This is a genomic window from Sphingomonas sp. NCPPB 2930 (assembly GCF_042867205.1).
Taxonomy (GTDB): domain Bacteria; phylum Pseudomonadota; class Alphaproteobacteria; order Sphingomonadales; family Sphingomonadaceae; genus Sphingomonas.
The window spans coordinates 254,293-265,955 of the sequence record NZ_JBHZQU010000002.1; the positions used below are offsets into that span (position 1 = coordinate 254,293).

The 11,663-nt window shown below is 67.1% G+C and carries 11 protein-coding genes; 5 read left to right on the forward strand and 6 right to left on the reverse strand.

Going from position 1 to position 11,663, the window contains the following annotated elements:
- Nucleotides 1-170 precede the first annotated feature (170 nt).
- The 3 genes from ACFX59_RS04465 to ACFX59_RS04475 all read left to right on the forward strand — a co-directional run bounded on the left by ACFX59_RS04465 (nucleotide 171) and on the right by ACFX59_RS04475 (nucleotide 3,635).
- Nucleotides 171-1,208 (forward strand): M48 family metalloprotease, encoded by a 1,038-nt coding sequence (locus ACFX59_RS04465; protein ID WP_387430036.1) that lies wholly within the window; start codon nucleotides 171-173, stop codon nucleotides 1,206-1,208.
- A 128-nt stretch (nucleotides 1,209-1,336) separates the two neighbouring features.
- A complete protein-coding gene (locus ACFX59_RS04470; protein ID WP_387430038.1) occupies nucleotides 1,337-3,166 on the forward strand; it encodes a methyl-accepting chemotaxis protein in 1,830 nt (609 codons plus the stop codon).
- A gap of 124 nt (nucleotides 3,167-3,290) precedes the next feature.
- A complete protein-coding gene (locus tag ACFX59_RS04475) occupies nucleotides 3,291-3,635 on the forward strand; it encodes a hypothetical protein (RefSeq protein WP_307104047.1) in 345 nt (114 codons plus the stop codon).
- Here the strand turns inward: ACFX59_RS04475 and cysS are convergent.
- Nucleotides 3,621-5,072 carry a cysteine--tRNA ligase gene (gene cysS / locus ACFX59_RS04480; RefSeq protein ID WP_387430040.1) on the reverse strand — a complete coding sequence of 484 codons (1,452 nt, stop codon included), beginning with the start codon at nucleotides 5,070-5,072 and terminating at the stop codon, nucleotides 3,621-3,623. The genes ACFX59_RS04475 and cysS overlap by 15 nt on opposite strands.
- Before the next feature lie 372 nt (nucleotides 5,073-5,444).
- Between cysS and rpsU the strand changes: the two genes are divergently transcribed.
- Together rpsU and ACFX59_RS04490 are read left to right on the forward strand one after the other, a co-directional pair.
- Nucleotides 5,445-5,651: a 30S ribosomal protein S21 gene (gene rpsU, locus ACFX59_RS04485; RefSeq protein ID WP_007404630.1), complete on the forward strand. Its 207-nt coding sequence runs from the start codon at nucleotides 5,445-5,447 to the stop codon at nucleotides 5,649-5,651.
- Nucleotides 5,652-5,807: 156 nt separating this feature from the next.
- Entirely contained in the window at nucleotides 5,808-6,377 is a 570-nt protein-coding gene (locus ACFX59_RS04490; RefSeq protein WP_387430042.1) for an FKBP-type peptidyl-prolyl cis-trans isomerase, read from the forward strand.
- Between the two features lie 219 nt (nucleotides 6,378-6,596).
- Here the strand turns inward: ACFX59_RS04490 and ACFX59_RS04495 are convergent, their stop codons facing one another.
- From ACFX59_RS04495 to wecB, 5 genes are all read right to left on the reverse strand, one after another.
- Nucleotides 6,597-7,523: an IS110 family transposase gene (locus ACFX59_RS04495; RefSeq protein WP_387430044.1), complete on the reverse strand. Its 927-nt coding sequence runs from the start codon at nucleotides 7,521-7,523 to the stop codon at nucleotides 6,597-6,599.
- Nucleotides 7,524-7,962: 439 nt separating this feature from the next.
- Nucleotides 7,963-8,202 (reverse strand): hypothetical protein, encoded by a 240-nt coding sequence (locus tag ACFX59_RS04500; RefSeq protein WP_309693785.1) that lies wholly within the window; start codon nucleotides 8,200-8,202, stop codon nucleotides 7,963-7,965.
- A gap of 195 nt (nucleotides 8,203-8,397) precedes the next feature.
- Nucleotides 8,398-9,102: a metallophosphoesterase family protein gene (locus tag ACFX59_RS04505; protein ID WP_387430047.1), complete on the reverse strand. Its 705-nt coding sequence runs from the start codon at nucleotides 9,100-9,102 to the stop codon at nucleotides 8,398-8,400.
- 128 nt (nucleotides 9,103-9,230) lie between these two features.
- Nucleotides 9,231-10,499: a UDP-N-acetyl-D-mannosamine dehydrogenase gene (gene wecC / locus ACFX59_RS04510; protein WP_387430049.1), complete on the reverse strand. Its 1,269-nt coding sequence runs from the start codon at nucleotides 10,497-10,499 to the stop codon at nucleotides 9,231-9,233.
- The gene (gene wecB / locus ACFX59_RS04515; protein ID WP_387430051.1) at nucleotides 10,483-11,613 is read right to left on the reverse strand and encodes a non-hydrolyzing UDP-N-acetylglucosamine 2-epimerase; all 1,131 of its coding nucleotides are present in this window, start codon (nucleotides 11,611-11,613) and stop codon (nucleotides 10,483-10,485) included. Before wecB ends, wecC begins: the two co-directional genes overlap by 17 nt.
- Nucleotides 11,614-11,663 lie beyond the last annotated feature (50 nt).

Consider the following 11,663-nt stretch of genomic DNA (forward strand, 5'->3'; position numbering starts at 1 on the left):
TTTGTTGATTTGCCCGCCATGCGCCGAATCGTGGGGATACGCAATGAAGTTGGCGTTTGGGCCCCTCAAGTCGCGCCGATTGTTGCGCATGATACGGCTTTGCGCCGAGCCGTTGGCGGTTGCGGCGGCAGGCTTTGCGGATCGGTGGGGAAGCGATTAGCAGAGAGCCCATGTCGCGTTCGCTCTTCCCATCGGCCGCCATGGTCGCGCTGTCCGCTCTATCGCTGGCCGTGGCGCCGCCCGTGCCGGCCCACGCCGTGTCCACGGTTGCGGTGGAGGCGACGGACGACCGGGCGCTGTTCGACGCGATGCGTGCGGCGGACCTTCGGCTGGCGACGATCGCGTGGCGGCTGGCGACGGCCAATGTTACGCTGTGCCGGGATACGGCGCCGACCCCCGGCCTCGTCATCCATGCGATCGACCAATATGAGCCCGCGCTGCGCAAGGAACTGCCCACGACCTTCGGGTTCGAGGGGCCGGTCGCGGTCGAGGCGGTGGTGCCGGGCAGCGCGGCGGACAAGGCGGGGATCGCCCCCGACGACACGATCCTGGCGGTCGACGGCCAGCCCCTGGCGGTCGATCCGGCCGGTGCGACGCAGGCCAACAGCGCCACGCGCGACGCCGCCCAGCGCCGGATCGCCGCCGAGCCCGCCGATCGTCCGCTGCGCCTGACCATCCTGCGCCATGGTGAGCGGCGCGACGTGACGGTGGCCGCGCAGCCGGGGTGCCGGTCGCGGTTCGAGATGATGATTGGCCCCGACCTGACCGCCTCGGCGGACGGGGACATCGTCCAGATCGGATCGCGCTTCTTCGAGCGGTTCGACGACCGGATGATCGCGGTCGTCGTCGCGCATGAATTCTCGCACAACATCCTGCACCATCGCGAGCGGCTGGACGCGGCGGGCGTCAAGCGCGGGTTGCTGTCGGAGTTCGGACGCAACGGGCGGCTGTTCCGCCAGACCGAGACCGAGGCCGATCTGCTGGGCGCGCACCTGATGCGCAATGCGGGCTACGACCCGCAGGATGCGGTGCGCTTCTGGCGCGAGCATGGCGGCGAGGTCGATGGCGGCCTGTTCCGCAGCCGGACCCATCCCTCGTCCTCGGCGCGTGCCGATGCGGTGGCGGCCGAGATCGCCGCGATCCCGGCGGGGGCGCCGATCCCCTATCGCCCCGCGCTGATCGACCGGGCGGGGGCGGCGCTGCAATAAACGGTCCGTCGCAAAACCCATTCCCTGTGTAACGGTTTAACCAACTGTTTGGAGTCGCCGCTTAGGAGTCGGAGGCAATCGGAAGCGAAGGGGCTTTCGACCTGCCAGGATTCGTCATGCTCTCTTCCATGCCTATACCGAAGAAAATCGGTCTGTCCTTCGCCATCGTCGTCCTGTCGGTCCTGGCGATGATGGGGACCTTGTGGTGGGCATTGGCACGGATCGAGGGGATGACGAAAAAAAGCGTTCATGCCCAGACGGTCTATACCACCACGCTGGACATGGAAGGCGGCGTCCAGCGCGAGAACAGCCAGATGCGCGGCTTCCTGATCACCGGGGACGAGGCCTATCTGGCGCAATATTATACGGCACGGGCCGCCGAGAGGCAGGCGGCGGCGGAGCTGGACAGGGCGCTGGTCGATGACCCCAGGGCGCGCGCCGAGGTCGCGGCGTCGCATGCCAGGATGGAGGAATGGCGCCGCGACATCGGCGACCCGCTGATCGCGCGCAGCCGGACCGACCGCGAGGGCGCGCAGGCCTGGCTCCGCGCCAATAGCGAGCGGTCGCGGGTCACGGTGATCCTGCAACCCTTGCGTGATCTGCGCGCCCGAAGGGTCGAGATGATGGGGGCGGTCCGCAACGAGCGCAAGATCGTGCTGCGGACGGCGCAATGGAGCCTCGCCATCGGCGGCCTGATCATGATCAGTGTCGCCGTCGCGATGGCCATTTTGTTGTCGCGGGCGCTGGGTCGGCCGATCGTCCGGCTGACCGGGGTGATGGATGCGCTGGCGCGGGGGCGGAACGACATCGGGATTCCCGATGCGGAACGCGGCGACGAACTGGGCAGCATGTCGCGCGCCGTCGTCGTCTTCCGCGACACCGCCGTCGCCAAGGCGCAGGCCGATGCCGAGCAGAACCAGATGGTAAGCCAGATCGGCGAGGCGCTGGAGCAGCTCGCCGGTTCGGACCTGACGGTCAAGCTGAGCGACTTCCCGCCTTCCTATGCCGCTATCGAGCGCGACTTCAACATGGCGGTGTCGCGGCTGTCGGGCTCGCTGGGCGCGGTGCGGGTCAATGCGGCCGGGATCAGCAGCGGCACGGTGGAGATGAACCAGGCCGCCGACGATCTGGCCCGCCGCGCCGAGCAGCAGGCGGCCAGCATCGAGGAGACCTCGGCCGCGATGAACGAGATCGCCCAGTCGGTCACCGCCGCCGCCGCCAAGGCGCAATCGGCGCAGACGATCGTCCGCAAGGCGAGCAGCGACGTCGGCAACAGCGAGGAGATCGTCCGCCGCACCGTGTCGGCGATCGGCGACATCGAGCGTTCGTCGAGCGAAATCGCCGAGATCATCGCGGTGATCGACGGGCTGGCCTTCCAGACCAATTTGCTCGCGCTGAATGCGGGCGTCGAGGCGGCGCGGGCGGGCGACGCGGGCAAGGGCTTTGCGGTGGTCGCCTCCGAAGTGCGTGCGCTGGCCGAACGCTCGGCGGAGGCGGCGCGCGACATCAGCGCGCGGATCACCACCACGGTCGACCGGGTGCGCAGCGGCGTGGAACTGGCCAACAAGACCGACGATTCGCTGCGTCTGATCGCGACGGGGATGCAGGACATCGCCGGGCTGGTCGAATCGATCGCGGGCGGAGCGTCCGAGCAGGCGACCAGCATCCAGCAGGTCAATCTGGCGATCAACGACATGGACGGCGTGACCCAGGCCAATGCCGCGATGGTCGAGGAGGTGACGGCCGCCGTCCGGGCGCTGTCCGCCGAGACCCAGGCGCTGGAGGAGCAGATCGGCCGCTTCCGGATCGAGGGCGGCTTGCCCCAGCCCGCCGCGCCCGTCGTCGCGATCCGGCGGCCGGCGGCGGTATCGCCCGCGCCGCGCCGCATGGCCGCGCCGGTGCCCTCTCAGGGCAATCTGGCGGTCAGGCAGGACGATGACGATTGGAGCAGCTTCTGATCGACGTCCTATCCTGTTGAACGGTCGATAAAAGGCCCGCCATCCCGGTCGTCGGGGTGGCGGGCCTTTCGCATTCGGAGGAAGGGGGCTTGTCACCCCTGTCCGGGCCGGGCAAGCGGCCGCCATGGATATTCCCGCACGCTATGCCGCCTTCATCCAATGGGTCGGCGACGGAACCGGCATGGCTGACAGCCTGCTGCACGTCCATGCGGGCATGGCGGTGCTGTTCCTCGCCCGCATCCTGACCCGCAAGTCGCTGGCGACCCCGATCCCGCTGCTCTGCGTCGCGCTGGCCGAGGCGGGCAACGAGGTCCTCGACCGGCTGCATTACGGGTCGTGGCGCTGGGCCGACACGCTGGGCGACATCGCCAATACGATGTTCTGGCCCACCGTGCTGTTCATCGGCCTGCGCCTGCGGTCGCCGCGCGGCGGCTATGGCGGCTGGCGCCGGGGATCAGGCGGCCGGTAACACCGGCTTCCAGTCCCAGCCCAGCGGGTCGCCGTCCATCACCTCGACCCCGGCGGCGAGCAGCGTGTCGCGGATCGCATCCGACCGGGCGAAGTCCTTCTCCGCCCGCGCCGCGCGCCGCTCGGCCAGCTGTGCCTCGATCCCCGCTTCGTCCAGCGTGGCCGCCTTGGGCCGGGTGCGCAGGTCGGCGCGGGTCAGCGTCGCAAGTTGCAGCCCCAGCGTCGCGTCGAAATCGGCGAGCGCAGCCAGCCGCACGCCGGGCGACAGCTTCTTGTCGGCCAGCATCACGTCGAGCACCGGCAGCGCGCGCGGCGTCGCGAGATCGTCCGACAGCGCGGCGTCCAGCCGCTCGCGATAGGCCGCCGCATCGCCCTTGGCGGGCGCATCGGCCCGCGTGCGCAGCCCCTCGACCGTCTGGACCAGCCGCTTCAATCGCACCTGCGCGGCGGCGAGGCCGTCCCAGCCAAACTCCATTTCCGAACGATACTGCGCCTGCAGGCACATCAGCCGATAGGCGAGGGGGTGGAAGCCGCGATCGACCAGCGCCTGGAGCGTCAGGAATTCGCCCGAGGACTTGGACATCTTGCCGGTGCGGTCGACCAGGAAGTTGTTGTGCATCCAGATATTGGCGCCGGTCTCGGCGGTGCAGCCATGCGCCTGATTCTGCGCGATCTCGTTGGGATGGTGGATCTCGCGGTGGTCGATGCCACCGGTATGGATGTCGAACTGCGCGCCCAGATACTGCTTGCTCATCACCGAGCATTCCAGATGCCAGCCGGGCGCGCCGCGGCCCCAGGGGCTGTCCCATTCCATCTGGCGATTCTCGCCGGGCGCCGAGGCGCGCCAGATCGCGAAGTCCGCCGGATGGCGCTTGCCCGCGACGGGATCGATCCGGCTTTCGCCCTCATCGTCCTGATGGCGGGCGAGGTGGCCATAATCGGGCACCGTCGTCACGTCGAAATACAGCCCGTCGGGCAGGCGATAGCAATGCTTGGCCTCGATCGCCTCGGCGAACGCGATCATCTGGGGTACGTGATCGGTCGCCAGCGGAAAGCGGGTCGGCTCGGCGATGCCCAGATCCTTCAGATTCTGCTTGAAGGTCCGGGTGTAATGCGCGGCGATCGCCCAGATGTCCTGGCCGCTCTTCTTCGCGGCGGCCTCCATCTTGTCGTCGCCCGCATCGGCGTCGGAGGTCAGGTGGCCGACATCGGTGATGTTGATGATATGGGTCAGCGGCCAACCCTTCCAGCGCAGCACGCGTGCCAGGGTGTCGGTGAAGACATAGGCGCGCAGATTGCCGATATGCGCATAGTTATAGACGGTCGGCCCGCAGGAATAGACGCGGACATTGGCCGGATCGATCGGCCGGAACGTCTCGGGCGCGCGGGTCAGGCTGTTGTAGAGGATCAGCGGATTGGAAAGGTCGGGCGCGGTCATGCGGCCTGCCTTAGCCATGTCGCCTGTCCCCCGAAAGGGGGCCCCGGTCCGACGGGAGTTCGGACCGGGGCAAACGCAGCGACAGGGGAGGCGCCGCGCCATGATGCCGGTCACTCGGGGGAATGAGCCGACATGTCATACAGGGGTGTCCGGTACACGGGGATGAAACTGGACGAACGGCGTGATAGCGGCGCCGACATCACGTCGGCATGGCTGGCACATGACATTATGGTTCATGTCGCCTTGGCGGACGGGGCGAAATCCACACCGACGGGTTGTATTGGACAGACTCCCCTGCTAGGAGCGCCCAACGATGCGGCTACAGTTGTTCTGTGGCCGCTTTATCCTGTTTTGCCGGAGCAATTCGTTTTTATGCAGATCATCGTTCGCGACAACAATGTGGATCAGGCCCTCCGCGCGCTCAAGAAGAAGCTGCAGCGGGAAGGCGTGTATCGCGAGATGAAGCTCCGTCGCCACTACGAGAAGCCGTCGGAAAAGCGCGCTCGTGAGCGTGCGGCGGCGGTTCGTCGTGCGCGCAAGCTGGAGCGCAAGCGCGCCGAGCGCGACGGCGCCCGGTAATATCCGGCGGATCGTCCCCGCCCCGTCGCTCCGAGCGGCCTGGGGTGGGGAATGGTCCCACCGGCCATCGATTCGCCTGGACGAATCGATTTGCGCTTCGCGCGCCGCATCCTTGATGCGTACCACGAACGCCAACGCACAGAGCGAGAAACAGGCATGTCCGTAACCGCTGTTCCCCTTCGTCCCGTCCGGCGTGCCTATCTGGTCTGGATATGGGTCGCGGTGGCTGCCGCGATCGTGGTGGCGGCCTTGCTGGCGCGCCAGGGCGATGCCGCGCTCCTGCGCGAGGCGCGTGGACCGGGTGTCGAGACGACCGCTTCGGGCCTGCAGTACAAGGTGCTGGTGCCTGGCAATGGCGGTGCGCATCCGACCGCCAGCGACGTGGCGCTGATCAACTATACCGGTCGTCTGATCGACGGCACCGTCTTCGACAAGTCGCAACAGCCGGCCCCGATGCCGCTTTCGGGCGTCCTGCCGGGCTTTGCTGAGGCGCTCAAGCTGATGCCCAAGGGCGCGAAGTATCGCTTCTGGCTGCCCGCCAAGCTGGGCTATGGCGACCGCGCGAACGGTGCGATCCCGGCGAATTCGACGCTGGTGTTCGATGTCGATCTGATCGACTTCATCCCCGAATCGGTCCTGCGCCAGATGCAGGCCCAGCAGTCGATGATGGGCGGCGCGCCCGGGGCGATGCCCGGCGGCGTCCCCGGCGCCCCCGCGCCGCGCTGACCGGTCGGTCGCACGAGCGACCCTCCTGCCGATCGAAAATAGTCGCCGGGGTCCCATGGACTCCGGCGATTTCGTTTGTCTGCAGGGTGGGATTGTAGCCGTTCGACGCCGCCCTTTTGCGAGTTTTCCATCAGGAGGGTGAGGGGAAGCGGATCACCACAAAGCTGCTTTCGCCGTTCGGCCCAAGCGAAGTCGAGGGCCAGGGGGCAACTGTGATGATCATGCGAGAGCGATAGGCTGTCGCTTGCGGATCATGGCGTTGAGGATGACGAGGAGTTGTCTGGCGACGGCGATGAGGATGGTTTTCGGCGCCTTGCCCTTGGCGTGCATCCTGTCGCGCATGGCTGTGAGGACGGGGATACGCCGTGAGGCATTGAGGGCGGCGATGTAGAGGGCTTCTCGGACTTTTCGTCGACCGCCCCAAATGCGCCTGGCACCGCGCCATGTCCCGCTTTCGCGGGCGTGGGGGGCAAGGCCTGCGAGCGAGGCGATCTTGCGGCGGCACAGCGTGCCGAGTTCGGGAAGTTCGCCGAGCAGGGTGGCGAGGACGGTGGGTCCGATGCCGGGAACGGCCGTCAGCAGCCGGGCCTGTTTGGACAGGGCGTGATCCTGGGCGATGAAGCCTGCGATCTGTCGGTCGAGCTCGGCAATCTGCTGGCCGAGCATGTCGATCATGGCCTCGATGGCCCGGGCGATGTCGGGCTGGCCAGCGCTATGGCGATGCAGCTTTTCGGCTTTTCGCATGTCGACCAACTGCCTGCGGCGGCGCAGGAAATCGGCCAGGCGGGAACGCGCCGGGCTGAGCGGGATGGTAGCCGGCAGGTTCAGCGCCGCGCCCATCTGCGCCAGAATACGGGCGTCGACGCGGTCGGTCTTGGCCAGCGTGCCGGTGGCCCGGGCGAACTCGCGCGCTTGGCGCGGATTGACGCGTGAGAAGGGATGGCTGCGCATCGCAAGCGCTGCGATCAACTCGCCGTCGCAGCCGCTGGTGGCTTCGAAGACGACACGGACATCATGGTCGAGCGTGTCGAGCCAGGCGGCGATGGCATCCGGTGTATTGGCGATCTGCCCGATCCGACCGGATGGCAGTTCGCAAATGTCGATGAGAGCACGCGAAAGGTCGCAGCCGATGACGGCTTGTGGCATGGTATAGGCTCCTGTCCATGTCGTGCGGGATCAGCAGTCCCAAGCAACTGTTCAGGGTTGTGACCAACGCGGAAGGGACCCTTGCTCCCTATCGGGCTCCAGACCCTCGGGGGGGACGGGCTCCCTTCCGCAACACCTTCATACCAGCATCACATCAGACAGGGGGGGAGGGCTCCCTTCCGCAACACCTTCATACCACCGTCGCATCAGGCAGGGGGGGCTGTCTTGCGCCGATCCCCATTTATGGCGGTGCAGGCCGCTAAGCCCGGTTTAGCGGTTTCGCCCAAGAGGAAGTGCCCAGCGTTAAATGATTCCAGATGGATCGCTGCTTGACGCCCGCGGGCAACTCAAGCGCCATAATTCAGCGAGCCCCGGAAATCAGGCAAAAAAATAGCGGCCCGAAGGCCGCTATTTCTTTCAGTCATGAAGCTGAAGCAGCTTACTTGCTGTCGGCCGAATCGTCCGAATCCGCGACAACCACGATGCCGGCAACGACGGCAGCCGCTGCCAGAACCGCAACGAGAACGCCACCACCGGCCAGGCCGTTCTTCTTGGCAGCCGGAGCCGAAGCGCGAACCGACTTCGAAACCGAGAGGCTGGCAGCCGGGTTCGCGGCCATCGCCGGAGCAACGGTCATCGAAACGGCGGCGGCGGCGACGAGAAACTTCCCAAGACGCATGTTAAACTCCCTTGATAAATGTCGGTGGGCTCATGACACGGCAGCCGTATCATGGCAACCCCACCAACGAGTGCGGGACAGTTATGCTCCCGCACTGGTGCGGCATTGCAACATTGCTTCTCCGCCTCGTGGCTATACTGTGCTTCGCCGGTAAACGGAATGCCCCGGCAAACGTTTCGCCTCGGTAAAGTGGCGTTAAGTGGTGAAAATCTCCTGGATGCCGTCTTCCAGCATCAGCGCGGACAGGCGATCGGTCTGGTAGGCGCCGGTGTCTATGCCGATGCGATGCGGCAGGATTTCCACCTCGTCCGCGACGGTATGGCCATGCACCACGACCTTCTCCAGCACGCCGCGATGGTCGAGAAAGGGATCGCGGATCCAGCGGGTCTCGGCCAGCTTCTGGTCGGCGATGGCGATACCCGGCCGGACGCCCGCATGGACGAAGGCATAATCGCCCAGCACCATGATCTCTTTCAGATCGCTCAGGAACTCGCGATGCGTCGCGGGGATGACGGCCTTCAACCGCTCGGCGACTTCGGCATAGTCGAGCCGTTCATAGTCCTCGGCCGTCACGCCATAGCTCATCATCGTCTCCCGCCCGCCGACGCGGCAGAACAGCCGGAGCGCCTTGTCCTCACCCTGGAGCGCGCGAATCAGGATCTCTTCGTGATTGCCCATCAGGCAATGCACCTGGTCGTCCGCCGCGCACAGTCCGCGCACCCGCTCCAGCACCCCGGCCGAATGGGGGCCACGGTCGATCAGGTCGCCGAGAAAGATGATATGCCGCTCGGCCAGACCGCGCGCCGCGTCATCGGCCTCGATCCGCGCCAGCAGCGTGTCGAGCAGGTCGAGCCGACCGTGAATGTCACCGATCGCATAGACCCGAAGGCCAGGCTGCATGAAGGGCACGAACTCGGGCGCGCGTTTGCGCAGATTCAATAATTTGGCAAGCATGGGTGGCTTTAAATCCGCAACAGGCGGTTGTCCTTAATCTCCCCCGGCCCCCCACGCAAACGCGAAGCGCGGTCTCAGGCCTGGTCGGGCCACAGCCCGCGCGTATCCAGCACCGTCTTGCCGCGTCGCTCTTCCAGGGGAACCGATCGGAAGATGTCGTGATCGACCAGAACGACCATGGCGTCGCAAGTTTCCAGCGCGGTGTCGATGTCGATCAGGGTGGCGCCGGTCCCGTCGAAGCCGGAGGGCAGCGTCCGGGCATAGGGCTCGACGATCCGGATGCGCGCGCCGAAGCGTCGGGCCAGGGCGGCGGCGACCTTCAGCGCGGGGCTTTCGCGGAAATCGTCGATATTCGCCTTGAAGGCGAGGCCGAGACAGGCGACCGGGCGGTCCGGTCCCTGCGCCTCGATCATCGCACTGGCGCGGGAGATGATATGCGCGGTCTTGCCGTCATTCACTTCGCGCGCGGTGCGGATCAGTGGCGTGTTCTGCGGATCGGCGGCGACCAGGAACCAGGGGTCGACCGCGATGCAATGCCCGCCAACACCGGGGCCGGGCGACAGGATGTTGACGCGCGGATGGCGGTTGGCGAGGCGGATCACCTCCCACACATCCACGCCCAGCGTGTCGGCGACCAAGCTGAGTTCGTTGGCGAAGGCGATGTTGACGTCGCGGAACGCGTTTTCGGTGAGCTTGGTCATCTCCGCCGCGCGCGCGGTCGTGGTGACGCAGGCGCCGCGCACGAAGCGCCGGTAGAAGGCCAGCGCCTTGCGCGCGCAGCGTGGGGTGATGCCGCCGATCACCCGGTCATTGTCGATCAGCTCGACCAGGATGCGCCCCGGTAGGACGCGTTCGGGGCAATAGGCGATGGCCAGATCGGCCTGCTCGCCCGCGCGTGCCAGCCCCGGCATCTTCAGGTCGGGGCGTAGGGTGGCGATCAGGTCGCGCACCTGCTCGGTCGTGCCGACGGGCGAGGTCGATTCGAGGATCACCGTGTCCCCGGTCTTCAGCACCGGCGCGACCGCGCGCGCGGCATCGAGGACATAGGTGATGTCGGGCTGCCGCTCCTCGGTAAAGGGTGTCGGCACCGCAATGACGAACACGTCGGCGGGCGCGACCGTCAGCGCCGCCCTGAGCAATCCGCGCGACACCACGCCCGAGACGAGACCGTCGAGATCGACTTCCTCGATATGCACGCGGCCCGAATTGATCGTCTCCACGACCGACGGCGTGACGTCGACGCCGGTCACCATCGCGCCGGTGCGCGCGATGATCGCGGCGGTGGGCAGGCCGATATAGCCCAGCCCCATGACCGTGACCGCGAATTCAGTGTCCAAGGGCATGTGTGATGATCCTGCTGATCCGGTCGGCGCTGTCGCCGTCGCCGAAGGGGTTGTGGGCGCGCGCCATCGCGGCATAGCGGTCGGGCTCGTCGAGCAGCGCGAACAGTTCGGCGACGATCCGGTCCTCGTCGGTGCCGACCAGCCGCGCGGTGCCCGCCGTGACGCCCTCGGGCCGCTCGGTCGTCTCGCGCATGACGAGCACCGGCTTGCCGAGCGCGGGGGCTTCCTCCTGCACACCGCCCGAATCGGTCAGGACGATATGCGCGGCGTCCAGCGCCCGGACGAAATGCGGATAGTTGAGCGGCGCGATGCGCGCGATGCCGGGGTGATCGCCCAGCTCGCGGTCCATCACGCTGGCGACCTGCGGATTGGGATGGACGGGAAAGAGGATGCCGACATCCGTCCGCCCGGCGATCCGGCGCAGCGCACGGGCGATGGCGGCCATGCCGTCGCCGAAATTCTCCCGCCTATGGGTCGTGACCAGGACGATCCGCCGCCCCGCCATCCGCGCCAGCACCGGATCGAGATCGGCGGCCAGCGCAGGCTCGGCGGCGATGCGCGAGCGAGTCCAGTGCAGCGCATCGATCACGCTGTTGCCGGTGACATGCACGCGCTCGGCGGCGATCCCCTCGGCCCGCAGCGCGGCGGCGGCGGTTTCGGTCGGGGCGAAGTGAAGCGCGGCGATCGGGGCGATCATCCGCCGGTTCACTTCCTCCGGCCAGGGTTGATAGATGTCGCCCGAACGCAGTCCGGCCTCGACATGCGCGACCGGCACCTTGCGGTAATAGGCGGCCAGCGCGCCCGCCATGGCGGTGGCGGTATCGCCCTGCACGACGACCATCGCGGGGGCCTCGCGGTCCATCACCTCGCCCAGCCCGGTCAGCAGCCGCGCGGTCAGCCGATCGAGCGACTGGCCCGGCTCCATCAGGTCCAGGTCATGGTCCGGCGTCAGCCCGGCGATCGCCAGCACCTGGTCCAGCATCCCGCGATGCTGCGCGGTGACGCAGGTCCGCACCGGCCGCCCCGTCGCCAGCGACAGGGCCCGGATCACGGGAAACAATTTGATCGCTTCGGGTCTTGTGCCGAAGACGACGAGGATGGGGGCCCGATTCATGCGGTTTACCTGTAGCTTGTCGCATTTAAAGACACCCTAACCGCGTTTTG